Origin of the sequence: Paenibacillus sp. JNUCC-31 (genome assembly GCF_014844075.1) — a bacterium.
Taxonomy (GTDB): Bacteria; Bacillota; Bacilli; order Paenibacillales; family Paenibacillaceae; genus Paenibacillus.
Map to the genome: position 1 here is coordinate 322,535 of NZ_CP062165.1, position 23,566 is coordinate 346,100.

17 protein-coding genes and 1 riboswitch are annotated in these 23,566 nt (G+C 45.2%); of the genes, 5 read left to right on the forward strand and 12 right to left on the reverse strand.

Features of this window, described 5'->3' with window-relative positions:
- Nucleotides 1-130: 130 nt before the first annotated feature.
- The 3 genes from JNUCC31_RS01275 to JNUCC31_RS01285 all read right to left on the reverse strand — a co-directional run bounded on the left by JNUCC31_RS01275 (nt 131) and on the right by JNUCC31_RS01285 (nt 3,390).
- Nucleotides 131-793 (reverse strand): 3D domain-containing protein, encoded by a 663-nt coding sequence (locus tag JNUCC31_RS01275; RefSeq protein WP_192267838.1) that lies wholly within the window; start codon nt 791-793, stop codon nt 131-133.
- A gap of 2 nt (nt 794-795) precedes the next feature.
- Nucleotides 796-992: riboswitch (cyclic di-AMP (ydaO/yuaA leader) on the reverse strand.
- 225 nt (nt 993-1,217) lie between these two features.
- Nucleotides 1,218-1,940: an amino acid ABC transporter ATP-binding protein gene (locus JNUCC31_RS01280; RefSeq protein WP_192267840.1), complete on the reverse strand. Its 723-nt coding sequence runs from the start codon at nt 1,938-1,940 to the stop codon at nt 1,218-1,220.
- Nucleotides 1,927-3,390 carry an ABC transporter substrate-binding protein/permease gene (locus JNUCC31_RS01285; protein ID WP_192267842.1) on the reverse strand — a complete coding sequence of 488 codons (1,464 nt, stop codon included), beginning with the start codon at nt 3,388-3,390 and terminating at the stop codon, nt 1,927-1,929. The genes JNUCC31_RS01280 and JNUCC31_RS01285 overlap by 14 nt, the downstream gene beginning before the upstream one ends.
- A 180-nt stretch (nt 3,391-3,570) precedes the next feature.
- Here JNUCC31_RS01285 and JNUCC31_RS01290 point away from each other — a divergent pair, with 180 nt between their 5' ends.
- Both JNUCC31_RS01290 and JNUCC31_RS01295 read left to right on the forward strand, forming a co-directional pair.
- Nucleotides 3,571-4,746 (forward strand): M20 family metallopeptidase, encoded by a 1,176-nt coding sequence (locus tag JNUCC31_RS01290; RefSeq protein ID WP_192267844.1) that lies wholly within the window; start codon nt 3,571-3,573, stop codon nt 4,744-4,746.
- Nucleotides 4,747-4,989: 243 nt separating this feature from the next.
- Complete coding sequence (locus JNUCC31_RS01295) at nt 4,990-6,741, forward strand: alpha-glycosidase (RefSeq protein WP_192267846.1); 1,752 nt, start codon at nt 4,990-4,992, stop codon at nt 6,739-6,741.
- A gap of 91 nt (nt 6,742-6,832) precedes the next feature.
- Here the strand turns inward: JNUCC31_RS01295 and JNUCC31_RS01300 are convergent, their stop codons facing one another.
- The 3 genes from JNUCC31_RS01300 to glgB form a co-directional block, all read right to left on the reverse strand.
- Nucleotides 6,833-8,533: a NosD domain-containing protein gene (locus JNUCC31_RS01300; RefSeq protein ID WP_192267848.1), complete on the reverse strand. Its 1,701-nt coding sequence runs from the start codon at nt 8,531-8,533 to the stop codon at nt 6,833-6,835.
- A 70-nt stretch (nt 8,534-8,603) separates the two neighbouring features.
- Nucleotides 8,604-10,046, reverse strand: coding sequence for a glycogen synthase GlgA (gene glgA / locus JNUCC31_RS01305; protein WP_192267850.1), 1,443 nt, complete (start codon nt 10,044-10,046; stop codon nt 8,604-8,606).
- A complete protein-coding gene (gene glgB, locus JNUCC31_RS01310) occupies nt 10,043-12,076 on the reverse strand; it encodes a 1,4-alpha-glucan branching protein GlgB (protein ID WP_192267852.1) in 2,034 nt (677 codons plus the stop codon). The genes glgA and glgB overlap by 4 nt, the downstream gene beginning before the upstream one ends.
- A gap of 195 nt (nt 12,077-12,271) precedes the next feature.
- On the opposite strand from glgB, the gene JNUCC31_RS01315 reads away from it, so the two are divergent.
- On the forward strand, nt 12,272-13,498 hold the full coding sequence (locus JNUCC31_RS01315) for a glucose-1-phosphate adenylyltransferase (RefSeq protein ID WP_192267854.1): 1,227 nt from the start codon (nt 12,272-12,274) through the stop codon (nt 13,496-13,498).
- Nucleotides 13,499-13,600: 102 nt separating this feature from the next.
- On the opposite strand, the gene JNUCC31_RS01320 is transcribed toward JNUCC31_RS01315, so the two are convergent.
- The 5 genes from JNUCC31_RS01320 to JNUCC31_RS01340 all read right to left on the reverse strand — a co-directional run bounded on the left by JNUCC31_RS01320 (nt 13,601) and on the right by JNUCC31_RS01340 (nt 19,125).
- Complete coding sequence (locus tag JNUCC31_RS01320; RefSeq protein ID WP_228469431.1) at nt 13,601-15,097, reverse strand: sensor histidine kinase; 1,497 nt, start codon at nt 15,095-15,097, stop codon at nt 13,601-13,603.
- A complete protein-coding gene (locus tag JNUCC31_RS01325; RefSeq protein WP_024634004.1) occupies nt 15,094-15,792 on the reverse strand; it encodes a response regulator transcription factor in 699 nt (232 codons plus the stop codon). Before JNUCC31_RS01325 ends, JNUCC31_RS01320 begins: the two co-directional genes overlap by 4 nt.
- 14 nt (nt 15,793-15,806) lie before the next feature.
- The gene (locus JNUCC31_RS01330; RefSeq protein WP_228469433.1) at nt 15,807-17,108 is read right to left on the reverse strand and encodes a hypothetical protein; all 1,302 of its coding nucleotides are present in this window, start codon (nt 17,106-17,108) and stop codon (nt 15,807-15,809) included.
- Nucleotides 17,109-17,124: 16 nt separating this feature from the next.
- Nucleotides 17,125-17,850, reverse strand: a complete 726-nt coding sequence (locus tag JNUCC31_RS01335) for a phosphonate ABC transporter ATP-binding protein (protein WP_192267858.1) — start codon at nt 17,848-17,850, stop codon at nt 17,125-17,127.
- Nucleotides 17,851-17,934: 84 nt separating this feature from the next.
- On the reverse strand, nt 17,935-19,125 hold the full coding sequence (locus JNUCC31_RS01340) for an MFS transporter (RefSeq protein ID WP_416234358.1): 1,191 nt from the start codon (nt 19,123-19,125) through the stop codon (nt 17,935-17,937).
- Nucleotides 19,126-19,335: 210 nt separating this feature from the next.
- Here JNUCC31_RS01340 and JNUCC31_RS01345 point away from each other — a divergent pair, with 210 nt between their 5' ends.
- On the forward strand, nt 19,336-20,262 hold the full coding sequence (locus JNUCC31_RS01345; RefSeq protein WP_192267860.1) for an ArsR/SmtB family transcription factor: 927 nt from the start codon (nt 19,336-19,338) through the stop codon (nt 20,260-20,262).
- 40 nt (nt 20,263-20,302) lie between these two features.
- Complete coding sequence (locus JNUCC31_RS01350; RefSeq protein WP_192267862.1) at nt 20,303-21,067, forward strand: HAD family hydrolase; 765 nt, start codon at nt 20,303-20,305, stop codon at nt 21,065-21,067.
- A 90-nt stretch (nt 21,068-21,157) separates the two neighbouring features.
- Here the strand turns inward: JNUCC31_RS01350 and JNUCC31_RS01355 are convergent, their stop codons facing one another.
- Entirely contained in the window at nt 21,158-23,503 is a 2,346-nt protein-coding gene (locus JNUCC31_RS01355; RefSeq protein WP_192267865.1) for a type IA DNA topoisomerase, read from the reverse strand.
- Between the last annotated feature and the right edge of the window lie 63 nt (nt 23,504-23,566).

Below are 23,566 nucleotides of genomic sequence, written 5' to 3' on the forward strand. Positions count from 1 at the left end.
TGTTTGTAAGGAGTTCGTATAAAAACAAAAGGGTGTCCTTCAATCACATCATCGTGACAGAAGGACACCCTTTACTAATTAGTAAGTTCAACGTGCAGTTGCACTGGATATGTGCGGCCATTTTTTATTGTTATTTCAAAATGTAAAGTTCAACATCCTGAATACCGAATGTACTCACAGACTGTTGGCTTCCCGGAATAAAGATATCAATCCTATGACCTTTAATAGCACTCCCCACATCCCGGGCCGTAGCAACAAATGCCTGTTTCGGAAGTCCTGGATGTGAATGACCCGTTACAAGGACCTTCGTACCCAGTGGAATAATACTCGGGTCTACTGCGATTGTGCCCAATTCGAGCGGATTACCGAAGTAATCTACAGCACCCCATCCTCCATTTTCTGAAGGATCGGCAGAGTATGCGGTTGCTTTTACATCGACTGACTTGCTGTAGTCAAATGTTTTTCCCCAGGCTTGGACTACCTTGTTATCTGCGTTGACATCAAGGCTGGCTGTAGTTATTGTTTTTGCGTTTGTAGCCGCTGCTGCAGATACTGTGTTTGTTTTGCCTGGAATCGTAATTTTCAAACCGCCGTAGATGTTGTAAGCGGAAATGTCACTGTTAGCTTTAATGAGTGTGTTTAACCCAACTCCATATTGCTTGGATAAGGTGAAGAAGGTATCCCCCTCTTTGGCCACATGAACTGAATCAGCGTGAGCCGGAACCGCCTGAATTAGCATTGCTGCTGTCAGCAAAGCTGTTGCTGTTTTGGCTATACGTTTCTTGTTAATCATGGTCTTCCTCCCTCATTGTGCCTGCGAAGTTAGTTGTCGGATTCGGATGGAGGAGACCACCCTATAGGTCCTAATTACATCAAAAGCTATATGTACGCCCTAATTCACCCCAAGCAGCGTGCCATCTTTCTTCCCCTGCACATTCTGCATCATTACATCCCCCACACTTCCTGTCCGGAAGTTTCGGCAGGAACAAATATATCACAATTTTGTAACCATGAGTCGTAGTAAATGTTACCAAATGGAGAAACAGTTCATCACAAATGCTGAAAATATGCGAATCCTTCAACATACAGTCTGACTGAAGTTGTCCCTTTGATGACAGAAACGTTACTTTTTATGTAAATCCATTCTTATGTTCACATGACAAAACAGCCTTAACGACTGTGTGTCGACAAGGCTGTTTTGTCATGTTTGAATTAAATTAGAGCACTTTGGCAAGGAAGTCCCGTGTACGAGCATGCTTGGGTTCACCAAACACTTCAGCAGGGGTTCCTTCTTCTACAATGACCCCGCCATCCATAAACAGAATACGATCTCCTACTTCGCGAGCAAAGCCCATCTCATGCGTTACAATAACCATTGTCATACCACCTTCAGCAAGACGCTTCATGACATCCAGCACCTCACCGACCATTTCAGGATCAAGTGCAGAAGTTGGCTCGTCAAACAGCATGACATGCGGCTGCATTGCAAGAGCTCTTGCAATAGCGATCCGTTGTTTCTGACCACCGGAAAGCTGATTCGGATAAGCGTCTTTTTTGTCGGACAGGCCGACCGTCTTGAGCAACTCTGCCGAGATTTGTTCAGCTTCCTTAACGGATTGCTTTTTCACTTTAATGGGAGCGATTGTAATGTTCTGCTGCACCGTTTTGTGCGGAAACAGGTTGAAGTGCTGGAACACCATGCCCATTTTTTCACGAGTCGCGTTGATGTTGTGTTTGGGGTCTGTGATTGACACACCTTCAAAATTAATTTCGCCGGAAGTCGGCTGCTCCAGCAGGTTCAGGCAGCGTAAAAATGTACTTTTCCCCGATCCGGACGGACCGATGACCACGACAACCTCACCTTTGCCGATTGTTACGTTAATGCCCTTGAGCACATCGTTATTTCCATATGATTTGTATAATTGTCTAACGTCTATCACTTGCACTCAACTTCCTTTCCAATCGACCCAGCAGCTTGGACAAAATGAACGTCAGCACAAAGTATATGGCTGCTGCAATCAGGAATGGGTTCATTCCTTGGTACGTAATATTTTTGACTACACTTGCCTGGTACATAATGTCGACCATACCAATAACCGAAATAATGGAGGACTCTTTAATAATGGTCACAAACTCATTACCGATCGCCGGTAGTACTGCTTTGAAAGCCTGTGGGAGCACGATGTAACGCATTGCAGCAGTTCTCCCCATTCCGAGCGAACGAGCCGCTTCCAGTTGACCACGATCTACCCCCTGGATACCTGCACGGAAAATCTCCGCAAGATAAGCTCCACTATTAATGGAAAGTGTAATGATACCTGCCTGAAGTGGCGTGAAATTAATACCCAGAGTCAGTGCAAGACCATAATAGATAATCATCAGTTGAACCAGCATTGGCGTACCGCGAATGACCTCAACGTAAGCTGTACCGATCCAGCGCAAAATCGCAACGTCATGCAAACGGAACAGACAGATGATCAAACCGATAATAACCCCGAATATCACACCGAGTGCAGACAGTAGAAGGGTGTAGCCCACACCTGTCGCATAAAAGCTTTTGTACTGCCAGAACACTTCAAAAATGTTCTGATTTTTGTCCAGCTTGTCTGCATTCAACTGACTCGCTTCTTTAACCATTTGCTCAATTTTATTTTCGCTTTTCAGACGTTCGAGCGTCCCGTTCACAGCGTTCAGCAATTCCGTATTTCCCTTGCGAATCCCGATCGCCGCTTCTACCTGCTCTTCATCCGGAATAGCAGGAGCTAGTCCGATAATATCATCCAAATAACCAGCAGCTACCGTATCTTCGACGATCGCCGCATTCACACGATTGGTCTGCAATTGCAGCACGATATCGGATATTTTATCGAGTGCCGTCAGTTTTGCGCCTGGGATTCCCTGACCAATCGTTTCTTGAATGGAGCCTTTTTGGACTCCAATTTTTTCATTTTCCAGTTCAGCCATCGTAGGATATTTGTCTTTATCCTTATTACGTATCATGATAACTTGTTTTGATTTATAATAGGTATCGGAAAAGTCAATACTTTTCTTGCGCTCATCTGTCGGTGTCATTCCCGAGATGACCATATCCACACGACCACTCTGCAATGCAGGCAGCAGTCCGTCAAAACCCATATCCTCGATCACAAGTTCTGCGCCAAGATCGGCCGCAATTTCTTTGGCAATGGAAATATCAAAGCCCACAATTTGGTCTTTACCATCAATGACTTTATGGAATTCATATGGCGCAAAATCGGCACTTGTACCGAGCACCAGCTTTTTACTGCTTGAATTGCCTGTGGTTCCCGTTGCCGATGCAACAGGTGCAACTGTTGTTAGCAAAACCACAAAAGCCAGCAGCATCATAGTGTAACGACTAATCAATTTCAACCCTGTTCTCCCCTTATAATACTTTGTGTGCTTCTCTTGTTGATGCCTGAGTCATTATAAAGTAGAATGCATGATTATGCAATGCATTTCGACATGAACGATTACAGCTTGTTTCTGAAAAAATTACTGCAACTATGATATAATTATTGAATTATTTTCATTTTTGCTAAGGAGTCCATCATGACACATACCAAAACACAAATTTTAACGGTTATTGATCAATATGCTTCCCGTTTTAAGGAGATTTCATCATACATTGGTGCCCATCCCGAACTCGGGAATGAAGAATATCTCGCTTCTGCTCGGTTAAAGGAAGAACTTGCCTATCACGGATTCACAGTAGAAGCTCCTGTTCTTGGATTGGATACTGCCTTCATCGGTACGTATTCTGCCTCCAAGCCAGGTCCAACCATTGCCCTCCTGTGTGAGTACGATGCACTCCCTGAAATTGGTCACGCCTGCGGTCATCATCTGATCTGCATGATGAGCCTGGGAGCTGCCGTTGGTCTTAAATCCATACTGGATGAAACGGGCGGAACGTTGAAAGTGTTCGGTACGCCCGCGGAAGAAACACGGGGTGCCAAGGTACCTATGGCTGAAGCAGGTTTATTCGATGATTGTGATATCGCACTGATGGCTCACCCGTACTACGCGTATGAGAAATCAGGCAGTTCTTTGGCGATTGACGCAGTACAATTTGAGTTTCATGGAAAATCTTCACATGCTGCTGCAAGTCCACACGAAGGGATCAATGCACTGGATGCGGTAATCCAGACGTTCAATGGAATTAATGCGTTCCGCCAACACGTGAAAAGTACGGTTCGTATTCACGGTGTAATCAATAGCGGAGGACAGGCAGCCAACATCATTCCTGATTATGCTTCGGCTCAATTCTATGTACGTGCCTCGACGAGAAAAGAATTGAATATCCTCACCCAGCGTGTAATTCAGATTGCGGAAGGCTCTGCTCTGCAAACGGGGTGCCGACTGGTTACATCCAATTATGAGACTTCTTATGATGAGATGGTTACCAATGAATCGTTATCGTCTGCCTTTAGTGCAAACTTGCTTGAACTGGGCATTCCTCAAGAGGAGATTGTGAGCGGTAACGATCACGGCTCCATGGATATTGGGAACGTTTCTCTGCGTTGTCCTGCCATCCACCCTTATATTCGCGTTGTGGACGAAGTCCATACCCTACACTCGATCGAGTTCCGTGATTTGGCGCTGCAGGAACGGGCTTTGGATGGAATGATCTTCGGAGCCAAGGCACTTGCTGCAACAGCGTATGATGTCTTGACCCAGCCTGAACTGCTGCAAACGATTCGAACAGAATTCGATGGTGTAAGTCGCTAAGTTTGTCGCAAACTGGCGTGCATTCTTCAAGGGGTGTTCTCTCAGACCCGCAATTCAGGGCTGATGGAACACTCCTTTTGTTCATTTTGATATGTATATTCAGAAACAAGCTGGAGATCCTGTGAAAAGAAAACATTGAAAGTCACTGAAAATTTCACATTTATTGCAGTAATCATGGTTCATTTGCTGTCTAACTTGGTTATTTATAGCTATAACTTTATCTTGAGTTCAGGAGGTGCTGTCATGCTGCTCGAAGCAATGTATCACGTTCCCCGCGACAAATGGGCTTATGCATATAACCCCTCTACCATTCACCTGCGTGTACGAACCAAGAGAAATGACGTTGAATATGTGACTGCACTGACTGGTGATAAGTACGATTGGGATGGAACTTACAAAGAGATTCAACTGGAGAAGGCTGCTTCAGACAGCATGTTTGATTACTGGGAGGCTGCTGTCAATCCCAAATTCAAGCGCCTGACCTACATCTTCCGCATAACCGCCGGAACAGAAAGTATTTTTTTGGCCGATAATGGAATTCATTATGATGCCCCTTATCCGACCGGAGGATATTATGAATTTTCCTACATACATGAAATTGATGTATTTAAGGTCCCCGAGTGGGCAAAAGAAGCCGTGTTCTATCAAATCATGACAGAAAGGTTTGCGAACGGCAATCCGGATCTGAATCCGGAAGGGACCCAGGAATGGGGCGGCAAGCCTGAACTGGATAACTACTTCGGCGGAGACCTGCAAGGTGTGCTTAATCACCTGGACGATCTGACCAAACTCGGTGTCAACGCCATCTACTTCACCCCATTGTTTCAAGCCAACTCCTACCACAAATACGACACCATTGATTATAAAAAAGTCGACCCCCATTTCGGGGACAATGAATTGCTCAAAAAGGTGGCAGAACAATGCCATCGCCGCGGAATCCGGGTCATGCTTGACGCGGTTTTTAACCATTGCAGCGAAGACTTCCCCCCATTTCAGGATGTACTGAAGAATGGCAAGGAATCCAAATATGCAGACTGGTTTCATATCAATGAATACCCTGTCCAGATCAAGAATGGAATCCCTACTTACGATACCTTTGGGTTTTATGGAAATATGCCCAAGTTCAATACTGCGAATTCCGAGGTTAAAGCGTATTTGCTCGACGTAGCTGAATACTGGATCAAGGAAATCAAGCTTGACGGCTGGCGACTGGATGTTGCCAATGAAGTGGATAACCATTTCTGGCGGGACTTCCGCAAAGTGGTCAAAGCAGCCAATCCGGAAGCTTATATTGTAGGTGAAGTCTGGAGTGATTCCTTGACCTGGCTCATGGGGGATCAATTTGATTCCGTGATGAACTACCCTTTTGCTGACAAAGTGCTTGAGTTTTTCTGTGGTTCTATGGATGGTTATAACTTTGCCAACGAGATGGGCTCACTCATTATGCGGTACCCGCAACAAACAAACGAAGTTATTTTCAATATGCTGTGCAGCCATGACACTCCACGCCTGCTCACTCGGTCCGGAGAAGACAAACGCAGGTTAAAGTTGTCTGTTGTATTTCTTTTCACCTATATCGGTACGCCGTGTATATTCTATGGGGATGAGGTCGGCATAAGTGGGGAGGCAGATCCGGATTGCCGCAAATGTATGCAATGGGACCCTGCCAAGCAAGATCGGGAGCTTTATGATTTCTACCGCCTGATGATTGATTTGCGTAAAAGTAATGAGGCATTACGGAAAGGTCGTTTCCGTTTCCTCAAAGCAGATCACAACGATCCCTGTATCGTGTATGAACGCGTGGACGACACGCTTCACTTTACTATATGGATGAACAATACCCCGCAAGACCGTACATTGTCTCATCCGATGGAAACGAGAGACTGGAGAGATGCTTTGACTGAAGAACCTGTAGCTCCAACGGATGGCATGATGAATATCAAACTTGATCCATACGGATATCGTATTTTGTACAGACAACTGGAAACGATCTAACTCATGCCAAAAACGTATGGAGTATTGGATGAATGATTCAATTCATCGGATGCTCCATACGTTTTTTAGGATTTTAACAAGTATGATAAAATTATAGCTTCGTGGTTTTTAAATCTCCTTTTGCATCGATCGTTATTCTCCACCGCGTAGAATTCGCACCCATCATGACAATTTCGTTTACCAGTTGATATACTGTTCCATTATTATCCTTAACCAGGTCAACCACTATGTTTTTCCCGTCTGACCAAGGACTGGAACCAAACAAATAACGCCCCGTTACATTCGCCGCTACAGTTAAGATATTGTCTCTGATAATATTGTTCTCCACCGTGTAACCGACACTATCGAGATGAACTGCCCACCACGTTCCATCATATCTCAATCGGTTTCCAGTGATAATATTGTTGGAGCCTCGTATTTGGAGACTTGTGCCTTTTCCCGCTATTGAATTATTGGTAAAGGTAACATTATCAACCAAACTGACCATTCGGTCAGGACGTTCGGAATCAATACCTGCCTCAATAATGTTATTCGAGGCAATAACCCCATTGGTAATATTCATAGCTATGCCCGCTTTGGCAATGTAATTACCTTTTACAATGATATGACCATCCGCAACAATTCCCCAGTGTTTTCCTCTTGGAATGATGATGTTGTCTGATATAATTCCGATGTCCATGCCCTCTGTACCTTTACTGGTACTGGCTTCAATGGCAGCTGTCGCACTAGACATGGAGATTGTGTCAATCAGATTACCCTGGATAATAAACAGGTGGTTGCTAACATCGTCGGGATTAAACTGTGACGGAGAGAAAGACACCGAAATGACAGAAGTTTTTTTGATATCATTAAAATAATTAGAGGTTACAAATGCACCTTCGAAACCAATTAACCCTACACCAAATGCTGTTCCGATTATGGAATTTCCGTGAATATGCATGTTTTTTGCCCCGGACTCCCCACCCTCATTGTTGCAAGTAATCCCCCCACCAACGGTGGGCATAAGAGACAGTTGTCCTCCTGAAAAACTAGCATAGTCCTGGTCACTGGATAGCACAGGTGAGTGAAGAAAGTTGTTAGTTATTGAAACATGCCACGTTGCCTTAATTAGGATTCCATCTCCGAGATATCTGGAACAATCGTTCTCACGAATCACTACAAAAACCAAGTTACTGCGAACTGCAATCGGCTCTTCTCCTAAATGATGCAGCTTATTGTTCCGTATAACGACATCTCGAGTAGGATTGTCTTGACTGTTGGAACCATTGACTGCGATTCCATCGGTAAACTTGCTAATATCATTATGTTGTAATATTACATGGCTCGAATTTTCGACGTGTAGCCCTGTCTTGTTTTTACTCCAAGCAGCTTGAGTCGTTCGCACCAAGGTCAAACCACTGATCTCTACATGATTACTTCCTTCAATCCGTATTCCTTGATCCGAGACCTCCAATATTGCTCCCGGCAGCGCCCTAATGATGACTGATCTTCCGCTAAACGTATAAAACCATCCTGTCTTCACCACCTTATAATGTCCTGGCGTAAATAATAAAACATCTCCTTCCTGTGCCGAATCAAAAAAAGCCTTGATCTGCACGGACTGGTTGCTGCCATCTCCTGGTGCAAAATTTCTCACATCAATGATATTGCCTGAGAGGGTGGATTGCACAGCGGCGATGTTGCCCATAACCTGACTAAACATTTCATTCATTTTGACCGAGTTATACCCGTCTGCACTACTTAAAGCCTGCAAATTAGGATTGTACGTAGTGTTAAAATTAATGAAGTTCATTATCATCAGCCCCCTCTTATCATCGTACAAAAAAACCGCAGTACGTTTAAACTGCGGCTCATTTGAAGGACTATTTTTTGGATTCTAGCGTAATGCGGCGATAAATATTCATATACTCTTCAGCTGATACGTTCCAGCTGTAGTCCCCGCTCATTGCGTTTCTCACAATCTTTTTCCAGTGCTCTGGTTGACGGTAAAATTCCTCGGCACGGCGAATGGTATTCATCATGTCATGGGCGTTAAAGCTTGTAAATGAAAATCCATTCCCTTCACCGCTGAATTCATTGTATGCCTGCACGGTATCGTTCAGACCCCCTGTTTCACGGACAAGGGGTACGCTGCCATAACGGAGTGCAAGCAACTGGCTAATACCACATGGTTCGAATCTCGATGGCATCAAGAACAGATCACTACCTGCATAGAAACGGCGAGACAATCCATCGTTGAATGTAATCTGGGCTGACATTTTTAGCGGATAACGATTGGCTGCCTCACGGAACCAATGCTCATAAGCCGGATCACCCGTACCCAATACGGCAAACTGAATGTCGTCATAATACAACAACTCATCCAATACTCGACATACCAGATCCAATCCTTTGGAATCCACAAGCCTTGTAACCATGACCATAAGAGGGGCATCCGGACGTACAGGCAATCCTAATTCCTTCTGCAGCTCAATCTTGTTCTCTATTTTCTTGGACAGGCTCGTTCTGTATTTCACAGAAATTTTGTTGTCTGCTGCAGGGTTGTAACTTTTGGTGTCAATCCCATTCACGATTCCACTGAATCGGTCCCCAAGCGAGGCAAGCAATCCATCTAGACCATAGCCATAATAGGAAGTTTGTACTTCCTTCGCATACGTGGGACTGACCGTCGTTACATGATTCGCATACACAATACCTGCTTTCAGGAAATTGACGTTACCGTAATACTCTGCCCCATCCACCGTAAAATACCGATCATCCAACTCCAGCAGATCACTAAATAGCTCATGTGGGAACACACCTTGATATAACAAGTTATGTATGGTGAACACCGTTCTCATCTCACTGTAGAAAGAATCATGAGCATAATGAGCTTCCAGCAATAAAGGAATCATCCCTGCGTGCCAGTCATGACAGTGCAATACATCCGGCTTGAATTCGATTTGCGGCAAAACTTCGAGAACAGCGCGATTGAAGAAAGCAAAACGCTCGCCATCATCCATATACCCGTACACACCGTCACGTCCAAAATAGTATTCATTGTCAACGAAGTAGACCGTAATGCCGTCATGCACCAACTGTTCAATCCCACAATAGGGTCTGCGCCAACCCAGAGGTACTTCCGTTGTAATAACTGGTTCCAAGGCGTCTTTGTATTCATCTGGAATACCTTTGTATTTGGGCAAAATGACACGAACATCTGCCCCGCTTTTTTTCAATGCCTGTGGCAATGCACCAATGACGTCAGCAAGACCTCCTGTTTTGATAAATGGATGTACTTCAGCAGCAGCAAATAGAATGTTCATGCCTTCGTCCTCCTCTTCGATTTACCCGATGTACTTGTAGTACTTGTAGTACTTGTTTTCCTTTCTTTCGGTGCGATGGTTCTTGATCTTACGGATTTCACTTCAAGTGTCGATGTATCCGTTTTCCGACGAGGATTCTTTTTTAAAATAACTACGCCTAGCGGAGGCAGGACCAGCTCAAGGCTATATGGCTGACCATGAAAAGGAATCTTTTCAGTAGCCACCTGCATATCATTAAGTATACCTGATCCTCCGTAATCGGAATGATCACTGTTCAGGACTTCGGTGTACATACCGGGACGCATGACGCCAATCCGGTAACGCTCCCGCTTGACAGGCTGAAAGTTAATGAGCACAAGGAGTGTATCCGCAGGTTTTTTTCCTTTGCGCACATATGAAATGACGCTCTGGTCCTGATCATCCGGAGTTATCCATTCATACCCTTCAAAGGAATGATCAAGCTCCCACAAAGCTTTTTCGCCCAAGTATAACTCGGACAGATCCCGTTCAAACTTGTGGAGTTTACGGTGACTGTCATAGTTCAGCAAAAACCAGTCCAGTTCATCTTCATCTTTCCATTCGATAAACTGGCCAAATTCTCCACCCATAAACAGCAGCTTTTTGCCTGGGAATGTCATAAAGTAACCCAAAAAGGCACGCATGCCGGCAAATTTCTGCTCGTATGTTCCTGGCATTTTGTCTAGAAGCGACTTTTTGCCGTGAACGACCTCGTCATGAGACAGAGGAAGCACGTAATTTTCAGCAAAGGAGTATACGACCGGGAATGTCAGCAAATGATGTTTGGAGGGACGCTCGTGAAAATCTGATTTCATGTAATCCAGCGTATCGTTCATCCATCCCATGTTCCATTTATAGTTGAAACCTAATCCGCCTTGATCCACTGGCCATGTCACCATCGGCCATGCACTGGATTCTTCTGCCATCATCAGTGCATATGGAAAGTATTTAAAGACGGTCTCATTAAGCTGCTGTAAAAAAGCGACCGCTTCCTTGTTTTCCAGACCACCTTCGTTATTGGTTCGGAATTGTCCCGGTTGCTTTTCGAAATCCAGTTTAAGCATGCTGGTCACTGCGTCAACACGCAGTCCATCAAAATGGTACATTTCCATCCAGTACAGGGCATTGGAAATCAAGAACGAACGAATCTCAGGTTTGGAGTAATCAAAGCTTAAGGTGCCCCAGCCTGGTCTCTCCGCTAACAGCGGATCTGCGTATTCATACAAAGGTGTTCCATCAAACAAACGCAAACCATGTGCGTCCTTTGCAAAATGTGCAGGAACCCAGTCAAGTAATACACCAATTCCGGCCTGATGTAGCGTATCGACCAGGTACATCAAATCTTTGGGCTGCCCGTAACGACTTGTTGGCGCGTAAAAACCTGTATTTTGATATCCCCACGAAAGGTCGTATGGATGTTCACTCAGGGGCATCATCTCTACATGGGTATATTTCATCTCCAATAAATAAGGAACAAGCAAGTCGGCAATTTCACGATAACTGTAGAGGGTACCGTCCTCTTTACGTTTCCATGTTCCTGCATGCATTTCATAAATATGTAGAGGTTTGTTATACATGGATCGTTGTTTGCGTCTCCACGCCCCGTCATTCCATTTGTAACCTTCTATGGAACTTGTTATAGAAGCTGTACGTGGACGGACTTCAGCATGAAATGCATAGGGATCCGCTTTAAGCAATTCGGTACCCTCTTCCGTTAATATACGGAATTTGTATAAAGTTCCTTCACTGATTTCCGGAAAAAAACGAGTCCAAAATCCAGAATCGGGTATCTTATATAATGGTTCCTGTTCACCTTTCCAATCATTGCGGTCAAGCGCTAGACCTACTTCTTTGGCATTAGGAGCCCACACGGTAAAGCGATACCCCTGACGATGATCTTCGATCGTAGGCTGTGCGCCCAATATTCGATAACTGTGATGAAGGTTTCCTTCATGAAACAAATAAATATGCTCCGGCGATATTTCCGGGTTTGCCAATGGTTGAATGGCCAAGAGATCACCTTCTTCTCCAGAAAATAGATGTAACAGTAACCATTACCCCATTCTAGCCAAGTTGAAAAGAAAAATGCGGTGTGTAAAAAAATGTTGTAATTTTTCAGGATTTTTACAGTATACATCGTTTCAATAGCTCCGCATTGCGTTTATGTATGTACTACACTGAACAAATATCTCGGGAGGGAAACGATTATGTTTAATAAAGATTGCATCGCTATGCTGTTGGCGGGAGGAGAAGGGAAGCGATTAGCCCCTTTAACCTCAAGTATCGCAAAACCCGCTGTACCGTTTGGCGGGCACTACCGGATTATCGATTTTCCTCTCAGCAACTGCGTAAACTCAGGCATCGACACAGTAGGTGTACTGACGCAGTATCAAGCTGATTCATTACATGATCACATTGGCGGAGGAGAACCTTGGGGACATGGAACTTCAGGTGAAGCTGGAATTTCCTTACTTCCATCTTATCATACAGGAAATGACGAATACTTGGGAACTGCGGATGCTATTTATAAAAATATAGACTATATTGATCAACAAAACCCCGAAAATGTTCTAATTTTGTCGGGTGATCATATCTACCATATGAATTACCGTGAGATGCTGGAAGCTCATAAAGCGAATGAAGCGGTAGCCACCATTTCTGTTATGGAGGTTCCATGGGATGAAGCACATCGTTTCGGTATTATGGCAGCGGACGCCAATTCGCGTGTTACCGAGTTTGCGGAGAAACCGGCCGAACCCAAAAGCAACTTGGCTTCCATGGGGATTTATATGTTCAAATGGGATTACCTGAAGCGTCACCTGATTGAAGATGCTGCAAACCCGGAATCCAGCCATGACTTTGGTAAAGATGTGATTCCTCAGATGCTGAACGAAAATACACCTCTCTTCGTCTACAACTTTAATGGGTACTGGAAGGATGTAGGTACGGTTAAGAGTCTGTGGGATGCACATATGGATCTGCTTCATAACGATGAAAACTGGAGCCTGCATAAAGAAGATTGGCCGATGTTCACTCGTGACTGGAGATCTAAACCAAGTGCATACAAAGCACGTAATACGCGGGCTGAACTTCTGGCATCCATGATTCATGAATCCTGCGCCATTGAAGGTCGAGCAGAACGCTCTGTTATTTTCTGCGGGGCTGAGACCGGCAAAGGTTCAGAGGTTAAAGACAGTGTAATTATGCCAAACGCACGGGTAGGCCGTGGGGTTCATATCGAACGTGCCATCATTGGTGAAGGTGCCATCATTAAGGACGGTGCCATCGTCAAAGGCACTGCAGATGAAATTGTGGTAGTAGGACCCAATGAAATTGTCACCGCCAAACCGGCAGTGCGTACACAACCTGTTCGTATGCTCAAAGAAGTGTATGAGAAAAGCGGACGCCTGCGCGCTGGTGAACTTTCCTCATAAAGATAATAAAAGGCGAGCCGAATATGGCTCGCCTTTTTGGTGCTCTTTGTTACTATTCAACCTTAAAACCTATTTGATACGCTTAGGGTATTGAAGACACGGTTACTTATTCTGACCAGATTCAGGTTGAGTTAAGTCTGAAGTGAGTTTATCTTCCACTTCATTATTCTGCACAGTGTCTTCCTCCACCGTCTCTTCCTCCTGCAAAGCTGGTAACGACACCGTTACCGTTGTTCCCGTTCCGAGTTCACTTTGCATCGTAATTGTCCCCTCATGCAGTTCGACCAATTCCTGCGTAATCGCAAGCCCCAGTCCTGTCCCTCCATTTTGGTGATTTACCTGGAAGAAACGGTCACGTACTTTAATAAGATGTTCTTCACTGATTCCGATACCGGTGTCCTGAACAGCTGCAATGATCTGACCATTCACCTCTTTGACGGACAAGAAGATCCAGGAATTCTCATGTGAAAATTTGATCGCATTATCCACAATGTTCAGGAAGACTTGTTTCAGTCTGTTGCCGTCTCCATGGACATTATAAGCACGAGTCTCATCCGTTTCCAACTTGAGATGAACCTGTTTTTGTTCTGCTTTGGCCCAGACATTTAACATCGTTTCCTGCACAATTTCACGTATGTTGACGGTTCCTTTGACCAGCTTCATCTGATTCTGTTGTAATTTGGAGAAATCCAACATCTCCTCAACAAGTCCAATCAGTCGTTCGGTTTCCTTGGAGATAATCCCCATCCCAATACGGGTTTCTTCCGGATCATAACCACCTGAATCCAGTGTCTCACTCCAGCCCTTGATACTGGTCAGGGGTGTTCTTAATTCATGTGAAATCGAAGAGATAAAATCATCCTTGATCTGATTACTTCGCACGATTTCATGTGCCATGAAGTTAAGCGTCGATGCCAATTCGCCCAGTTCGTGCTTATAATTTCCTTTAACCCTGACATCCAGCCGGCCTCGGGCCATCTGAGCAGACACTGCCGTAATGTTGTTTATCGGACGTACAATGGAGTTTGCCATACCAATACTTATAATCAAGACAATGGCAAGCACACCAATACCAACCGCAATGGCAAGCATACCCATGAACAATAACTTGGAATTTACGTTGTCGAGCGAGGTCAGGTATCGAATAACATAGGTGTTTTCGCCGCCTAGATCAAACTTGTGTGAGACGGCCATCACCTGCTCGCCAGTGCCCGGTTGTCTGCCTACCCACCGTCCCATGCCACCATTCAAAGCCTGTTGAATATCACTGGTTTGCAATACGGCACGATCAGATTCAAAAGCAGTCGAACTGGCTACCACATGACCACTCAAATCCAGAATTTCAAGTTCAGTATTATCAAGTGCCAAATTAACAAGAAGTTTGGAAAGGTTCTTCCCGTCTTCGGTATTGCTTTCACGGGCTAGAGGCTCAAAAAAATCCTTTGAGTTGGAGATATGGGTACTGATTGTATTATAAATACTTTCATAATAATATCTTTGAATCGCCAGCATAAATACAAATTCCACCAACAGCAGAGCCAGAAACACTACAATAAAATAATGTAGTACGATCTGCCGGGTAATTCCTTTTTTGATCATTGATCCCGGCCCTTCCATTTATACCCGTGACCCCATACAGTCTGCAGGTATTCAGGTTCGGAAGGATTGTTCTCAATTTTCTGGCGCAAGCGACGAATGTTTACATCTACAATTTTCGGATCACCCATATACTCTTTGCCCCACACATGATCCAGTAACACATCACGACTAAGTGGTGTATTTTCTTTTTCCAGGAAAAATTGGATCAGTGAGAACTCTGTCGGTGTTAGTTCAATTAATTCATTCTGCTTTTTAAATTGCTTCGAGATCAGATCCAGTGAAAACGGTCCTGACTGGAACGTTACCTTGGCAGCCGTTTCCCGATGTACGTTCACCCGGCGCAGCAAGGATTGTATCCTTGCGATCAGCTCTGTTGGACTGAAAGGCTTACTTACATGATCGTCCGCTCCGACTGATAACGCATATACCTTATCTTGTTCCTGTACCTTCGCTGTCAGAAAAATAATGCCAAGCCGCTCATTCGTTTCACGAATGCGCCGACACACTTCGAATCCGTCAATGCCAGGGACCATAACATCTAGCAAAGCCAGATCAATATCTGGTACAGTTTGCAGTATGCGAAGGGCTTCATGCCCGTCCCCTGCCTCAAGTACTTCAAATCCATTTCTTTTTAAATTAATAACAATAAAACTGCGGATGGATTCTTCATCCTCAAGAATAAGTACTTTACTCATTAAGTTCTTCCTTTCTATTCAGTTGCAATATTGTTAAGCAATCCCTCATCCGCATCCAGTTGCGCACCGCGTGAAGCGATGACCCGATCATTGGTACGAGTTATTTCCTTCCAATTTTTACCCTTTTCCTGATCCCACTGAGAAAGAGTAAAATATTTGATTTCTCCTACCGTTTCATCTGTGTCAATCATTTTGAAACGAATATATTTTTCTTTTTCCGATTTCGTATCAATGGTAATCTTTCCATACCATTCAGGTTTCAGGTTTAAGTGGAATAGGTCGGCATCGTCCCGGTATTGGAAGGAGACAAATTTCTTATCATTTTTACCGTCCCATTGATAGAAGGTATAGAACCACATCCGGGAATCAAATACATAATGCTCCCAGCCTTTAGGTGTTTCCTTCAATCCAAACTCAATAATACCATCATTGTTGACATCACCGCTTAAAATTTTGTCATCTCTGTAGGTTTGATCAGGCGATTTGAATGCATTCACTAATTTGTTATCTTTTACATATACGATCTGTGAGAATGTACTTCGATCATCCAGCTCCAAATCCAGTACTACACCCATTCTACCTTTCGCAATCTGACCACCTAAAGCATTATAGATCTCTTTCACCGTATAGTCCGTCTGCATCCTGTCAACTTCCTTGAAGCTGCCCTCGTCGTATTGATACAACGCAATGGATACAAACCCGCTATTGTTCAAAGATAAGATCGTGAAGTCATTTTTGTTGTCCCCGTTCAGATCCAGCGTGTTCCCCTGAACGTCATCTATAATATATTGGTTGTATGGAACACCACCCAATACTTGCTCAAGCGCTCCACCTTTATAAGAATACGCAGTTAATGCTTTCTGTTCCTGCAAACTGACACCGAGAATAATATCCGGGTTCCCATCATTTGTAATGTCCAACACCTTGAAAGATTGCAATTCATTTCCCGGAACGTCAAAAGTCAGCTTTTTAACCCAAGAGCCCACCTGTTCTTCCAGTAACATGCCATGAATTCGCACATTTTCATTAGGAGTCTCATAGAAAACGATAGCTTCTCGAGTACCATCTCCATTCAGATCTTCTACACGAATCATACTGGTATTATTCATGTCTTTCGGACGAATCAATTTGCTTTCAGGTGGCTGCTCGTGCTGGACCACATTTAATAATTTTTCCTTGTCTGTAGACATCAATGGTTTTCTCATCATGCCTTTAGGATCGCTTATGACAGTACATCCGCTAAGGACTGAACCGAGCAAGATACTTACTGCTCCGCCTGCCAACAGCCGTCCCCACCGTGAATTAAGCAAATTCATCACTCTTTTCAATAGTTTAAATCATATTTTTTTCTTGCTGTGTCAATCGACGCCCCCGAATGTCGAAAACAATTTTGCCTTCTGATAGCCCCCAAATGCGGGTGGCATGTTTCTCTGCCAGTTCAATCGGCAATACCGCAATTACGGTAGCCCGTTCTTCTTCGCACAATTTGCGCAGTGTCTCCAGGACCGCATCTGCGGTATGAGGATCAAGACCGACTACCGGCTCATCCGCCAAGACAACTTTGGCGCCATGTGCAAGCGCCCGGGCAATGGCAACACGCTGCTTCTCACCACCACTGAGCTTCTCTGCCGTCATGTGCGCTTTATCCAGTAATCCCAATCCCTCCAGATAATCCATGGCGCCCATATAATCATCGGAACGTACCATGCCCGTCACCATTCTCCACAAAGGGGTCTGACCCGACCTACCGATCAATACGTTCTTCAAAGCAGTACGTCTCGGATACAATTGCGGATTCTGTTCCAAGTATGCCCATTCCCGTTTAATTTTCCGTTTTCCGGACCAGCCCTCTTTCAAAATCTCGGCACCGTCCACCGTAAATCGGCCGCCATCCCATTTCTCCATCATGGCAAGGCATTTAAGCAGCATGCTTTTTCCGCTCCCGCTTGAACCGACTATTGCAATCATTTCTCCCTGTTGCATATCAAATCGAATATCCCGCAGAACCGGAACCCGGTCCGCCCCTACGGATTTGCTTAAGCCTTCCACTCTGATCATCGCGATGTCTCCTCTTGTCCATGTTTTTCCCTAACTACTAGTGTACTCGGAAATGGACATCAATTTCCATGCGAACACCAGCTTCTATTTTAACACAGATTCGAGCGCAGGTTTACGACGAAATAACACACCTGCTGCACCAAAAAGAAGATACATGAATCCAAGCAAAGTAAACATGCTTCCCGGTGAGATCCAGTTGATGACTTGCCCACCCAGATTCGGTCCTATAATGCTCCCAATCGTAAAATGAAACGAAGCAACCACGTTCGCTGCAGGCAGAAGCGCTTTAGGGAGAATATCTGCGGCATAGGCCAAGCCAAGCGAGAAAAACGACCCTACCAAACCACCAGCTATCGTCAGCAGCACAAGTGTCCACCAGAAGTGTGTGCCTGCCACGGGAATTAGCATAAAGACGATGCCGCCCGTTATACCGGCAAACATCAACGTCTTCTTCCGACCATATCGGTCGCTTAACATACCCAGAGGTAATTGAAGAAACAAACCACCGATTCCGACGAACGGCAGTAACGAAGATATCTGATTGGCATCGAATCCAATACGCAGTCCGTAAACAGGGAAGTTGCTATTCATCCCGGCTTCCATGTATCCATATAACAAAGCAGGCAACAATGCATACCATGCCCACGCCAGGCTTCGACGGAATCGACGTTCAGGCAGCTGCCCATGCTCTGTTTTTTCGGGCTTCGTATCGGGAAGCTTCATTAATACCAGGCAGAGTACAGCCGCCATACAAACAAATAATACCCAGAATGGAACAGCATCACCAAAGCCGAGCAGCTTGATTCCCAAAGGCCCAATACTGAATCCAAGTCCATAGGACATGCCGTAAAGAGAAATGTATCGTCCCCGCTTCTCGGGTGCCGTAACCAGGAGAACCCATAATTGCGCAGCATAATGAAGTGCACTGTCACCGATTCCGACAACCAGACGCAAAATGAACCAGATTTTGATATCTGGAAAATAAGGAAACAACATGAGGGGAATCATGACAAATAACAGACCGCCGATGATCAGCTTTTTGAAACCGATCGCTCCCAGCAGTCGTTCAGCGACCAGAGTCATGGCAAAAGAACCAACGTATAATGCGGCAGCATTTAATCCGTTCAAACCCGAAGAAACTCCCTTTTGCTCCAGGAAAATGGACAGCACTGGCAATAAAAGTCCCTGACTTATACCCGCTACAACAATAACGGTTATCAGTACGAGATAGTTCGATGTAGAATTTGACAATTTGGTTTTGGTTGTAGATGACACTAAATTTCATTCCTCCTGCAAGCATACAAAGAAAAATCGCCATCACTGACGACCTTTCGCATGTTATAACTATTCTGTTAATCAGGCATGGTTACACCGGGGCTTTGCCCCGGACTTGAACATTATAGTGGACAACGCCCTGCAAAACAAGCCATAATAGTACTTAAGTCGCTGCGTACATTTAGATGTGACGGGAGGATTCTGCAACATATGGCTTATCATGTTAAAATTGATGTTTCACCGATATATGAAATGCTCAACAGTTTTTTGGTATATGTAACGAAGAAATGGATTCAACATCTCGATGTTGGTCCAGAATGGATTATTGAAGTGGAAGGCAAACTAAGTTCCAATGTACGAGCTGCGCTCGCACCTGCTTCTACTTGGCCTTTTGATGACTTTGACGTCCTGTTCGCATGGGCTGCATACCGAGATGCTTCCACAGAAAATCGCGATTTTCTGGACATGCTTGCGGGCCAGTCAGCCAATGAACTGTTCGCACGCGTTTCACCTTTGCTGCCCAGTCTTACCATAGAAGAATCAACTCGTATTCGGGACAGCTATGTTCCCCTGCTTCGACTCTGGGATCAGCATTACTGCCAGCATATGAGTGAGGATTATCGTACCTGGTTGGAGGAAGACGCTGAGGAAAAACGCATTTTGCTTGATAAAATGGGACCGGAATTACTCATTGAGTATGCCACTGCCGGTGTTTTGGTTGAACCGATGCCTGGGCTGGATGAGGTCATTCTATTTCCAACCGTTCACAACCGCCCCATTAATATGTACTGTTTCTACGAGGGCATGATGATTATGCAGTATCCCGTGGATGCTCCCGAAGAAGATGAGGATCAGCCGCCAACCTGCCTGCTTCGTTTCACCCATGCTCTGGCTGATCCAGAAAGACTCCGTCTGCTTCGTTATGTATCAGAGGAGCCGAAATCGCTTGCTGAGATGTGTGAAGAACTGGGCAAAGACGAGGATATGGTTAAAGACCAGGTTATGGCTCTTCGTATCGCCGGTTTGCTACGAACTCATCTGCTTGGCAGTAACCGCAAAGAGAAATATAGTATCCGGCCGGATGGCGTATCTGAATTGAATATGTTCCTGGAATCCTATATTCGCATAGACATGTGAACATCTGTGGACCTGCTGGCTGCAAGGAGTGAATTTTGATATGAAAATAATTAAACAGCATATTATGTTTGATCTTGACGATACATTGGTGTATTGCAATAAATATTTTAACCTGGTGCTTGGCGAGTTCTTTGAGAACATGCAAGAATGGTTTGACGGACATGCCCTGACCGTTCAACAGATCCGGGAGAAACAGCTGGAAATCGATGTGACCGGAGTCAACAAAGTGGGATTTGCAAGCCACCATTTTCCACAATCCCTTATTGATACGTACCGTTACTTTTCCAAGAAGTTTGCTAAGCCGACTTCTCTCCAAGAAGAGTCTTATCTCACCAAACTGGGCATGAGTGTGTACGACCAAGAGGTTGAACCTTATCCGCATATGGTTGAAACGTTGGAAAACTTAAAATCGGCCGGACATGCCCTCTACCTGTACACAGGCGGAGAAACCGTAATTCAGCAACGGAAAATTGACCAAATGAAGCTATCGGCTTACTTTGATGACCGAATTTACATTCGTCAGCACAAGAACATTGAGGCGCTTGAAGGCATCCTCTCAACCGGCCCGTTTGAACGTCGTGCAACATGGATGATTGGAAATTCACTGCGCACGGATATCATGCCAGCAGTGACCGCCGGCATCCATAGCATATATATCAAACAACCTAACGAGTGGCAATATAACATTGTGGAACTACAGCCCAATCCTGAGACATCGATGTATACCATCACGGCATTGGAAGAGGTGCCGAAGGTCATCCACGAAAATATCCAACAGCAGCAACAACAAAAAAGGACCCTTTAACAGAGGGTCCTTTTACTTATATCCAGGGTGAAAATAAACAACTTCTGCTTCATTACATGAAGCTTACATTCCTGCCTTCAAGTCCACGACTTATGTTTCTTGCCTTTCAGCAGATAGTTTACCGGTTGTCGGGTCCTGCAAAATAATACGTGCCTTCACTGTACTTCCGTCTTTTCGTTTAAAAGACAGTACCTGCGTACTCCCCTTTTCAATCAACGCTTTCAACATGGTACTGGTAATTTTCTTGCCAACATATTCTTTCCAAATGACAAAACCACAGCCTTCTTTAAATCGTGTACAGCCATAACCTTTCTTGCCTTCAATAATCTGCCCCGTACAACCTGGAGATGGACAGGATGCCAGCGTTTCGCGGACACCCGGTTGAACAGCACTCGAAGCTTGCGTTTTGGCAGTTGCTGTCTTGACACTGCCCGTTCTCCCTGTTGCTCCTGAAACTTGACGTGACGCCTTCGCTCCCCCGCTTGTACTCGTGCCGGACGTCTTGGTAGACGTTGTTGCGCTACTCTTCTGGGTTCGGGCTCCTTTGCCTTTCCCCCGCCCTCCACGTGAATCTTCGCCAAAAGCATCCGCTGGTGCTGGGGCTTGCACTCGCACCTTATCAATGATGGACATCGTGAATTTCTTGACGTTCTCCATAAACTTGTCCTGACCTGCTTCACCTTTGGATATTTGGTATAATCTTCTCTCCCATTGGCCTGTCATCTCAGGGGAGGTTAACAAATCTACACCCGCCTTGCGGATTAGTTCGATGGCTGTTCGCCCCTTCAACGTCAGTTGCATCTTTTTACCCTGCATCGTAATGTAACCCACATTCTTGAGACGCTCAATCGTTGCTGCACGAGTAGCTGGAGTGCCAAGGCCACTGTCTTTCATTGCATCACGCAGCTCTTCATTCTCAATCTGCTTGCCTGCACTCTCCATCGCTTTCAGCAAGGTTCCTTCGGTATAACTCTTTGGAGGCTGTGTTGCCTTCTCCTTGAATTCACTTTTTGTACAGTGAACAGGCATTTCAGGCTGTACAGAAAAGGCCTTGTCCGTCCATTCCTCGGCTTCCTCTTCTTCATTACTGTTTTTCTTCGTCTTTTTCTTGCCAGAGCCACCCTGCTCCTGATCTCCAGAGCCCAGTACCACCTTCCAACCCAGGGACAGCAGTTCTTTCACAGATGTCTTGAACTCGTGCTTCTCAACGTCAGTGAGCACAGTATGCTGCTTATACTCGGCTGGCGGATAGAAATGGGACAAAAAACGTCTGACAATCAGATCATAGATATTCTGTTCATCCTTGGATAACGTACCCGGTCGTTTCAACGTAGGTAAAATCGCATGGTGATCCTCCACCTTGGACGGATTACATACGCCTTTATTATTTTTGTGAACGAGTTCAGGCTTCGCTCCTTGCGCCAGTTCACTATAGGTCCCATTTTTGAGCAGATTGAGTGTTTTGTGCATTCCTTCGATGTTTTGTTCTGTAACATAGTTGGAATTGGTCCGCGGATAGGAAATGACCTTATGTTTCTCATAAAGCGCCTGCGCAATATCCAGTGTTTTCTTCGCTCCATAACCGTACTTGGCATTCGCCTCTCGTTGCAAAAGGGTGAGATCATACAGCCGATACGGATACTCCTTGGTCTGTTTTGCTTCATACTTGGTAATCCGTCCTTGCTTGCCCTTCACACTGGCAGCAATGGATTCGGCAACCGACGGATCGGTTAACTTGTCCCCTTGACGCAGCCCTCTATACTCTACTCCCTCCTGGCGAAACCATGCGGCCACTTCATAAAAGGTTTGGGACTGGAAGGCTTCAATTTCGATTTCACGATCATATATCAAGGCCAGTACCGGAGTCTGAACTCGTCCTACAGACAGCAATGCATTATGACGCGTGGTAAACGCCCGTGACGCATTCATGCCGATGAGCCAATCCGCTTCACTGCGGGCCCTGGCAGCTTGGGTTAAATTTTCAAATTCCGAGGCATCCTTCAATCCTTCGAAACCACGCTTAATACTTTCAGCCGTAAGATCCGATATCCACAAACGTTTTACGGGCTGACGCAGCTTTAACTGCTGTTGAATCAAGGCAAAGATATATTGTCCCTCTCGCCCCGCATCACAAGCATTAACGATGGCTGACGCCCTCTTTGCAAGTTCACCGATTATCTTCAGCTGATCTTTGGTTCTGGGGTTGGGCACAATCTTGAACTGATCCGGGATGATCGGCAGATCCCCGATATTCCACCGCTTATACTTCGTATCATAGGCATCCGGTTCAGCCAGTCCCAATAGATGACCAATCGCCCAAGTGATGATATAATGCTCACCCTCCAAATAATTGCGATTGTTCTTGGCCCTTGGCTCTATGACGGCGGCAATGGTTCGGCCCATGTCGGGCTTTTCCGCTATAACCAGTGTCTTCATCCGTCCATCTCTCCTCCTTCACCGCCCGAATGACGGCAAAAAGGGGCCTTCCGCCTACGGAAG

Excerpts from the sequence above, each read along its gene's own strand:
- JNUCC31_RS01275 (WP_192267838.1), bottom strand. The coding sequence starts at position 793 with ATGATTAACAAGAAACGTATAGCCAAAACAGCAACAGCTTTGCTGACA.
- JNUCC31_RS01290 (WP_192267844.1), top strand. The coding sequence starts at position 3,571 with ATGACACATACCAAAACACAAATTTTAACGGTTATTGATCAATATGCT.
- JNUCC31_RS01295 (WP_192267846.1), top strand. The coding sequence starts at position 4,990 with ATGCTGCTCGAAGCAATGTATCACGTTCCCCGCGACAAATGGGCTTAT.
- JNUCC31_RS01300 (WP_192267848.1), bottom strand. The coding sequence starts at position 8,533 with ATGAACTTCATTAATTTTAACACTACGTACAATCCTAATTTGCAGGCT.
- glgA (WP_192267850.1), bottom strand. The coding sequence starts at position 10,046 with ATGAACATTCTATTTGCTGCTGCTGAAGTACATCCATTTATCAAAACA.
- JNUCC31_RS01315 (WP_192267854.1), top strand. The coding sequence starts at position 12,272 with ATGTTTAATAAAGATTGCATCGCTATGCTGTTGGCGGGAGGAGAAGGG.
- JNUCC31_RS01320 (WP_228469431.1), bottom strand. The coding sequence starts at position 15,097 with ATGATCAAAAAAGGAATTACCCGGCAGATCGTACTACATTATTTTATT.
- JNUCC31_RS01325 (WP_024634004.1), bottom strand. The coding sequence starts at position 15,792 with ATGAGTAAAGTACTTATTCTTGAGGATGAAGAATCCATCCGCAGTTTT.
- JNUCC31_RS01330 (WP_228469433.1), bottom strand. The coding sequence starts at position 17,108 with ATGAATTTGCTTAATTCACGGTGGGGACGGCTGTTGGCAGGCGGAGCA.
- JNUCC31_RS01335 (WP_192267858.1), bottom strand. The coding sequence starts at position 17,850 with ATGATCAGAGTGGAAGGCTTAAGCAAATCCGTAGGGGCGGACCGGGTT.
- JNUCC31_RS01345 (WP_192267860.1), top strand. The coding sequence starts at position 19,336 with ATGGCTTATCATGTTAAAATTGATGTTTCACCGATATATGAAATGCTC.
- JNUCC31_RS01350 (WP_192267862.1), top strand. The coding sequence starts at position 20,303 with ATGAAAATAATTAAACAGCATATTATGTTTGATCTTGACGATACATTG.
- JNUCC31_RS01355 (WP_192267865.1), bottom strand. The coding sequence starts at position 23,503 with ATGAAGACACTGGTTATAGCGGAAAAGCCCGACATGGGCCGAACCATT.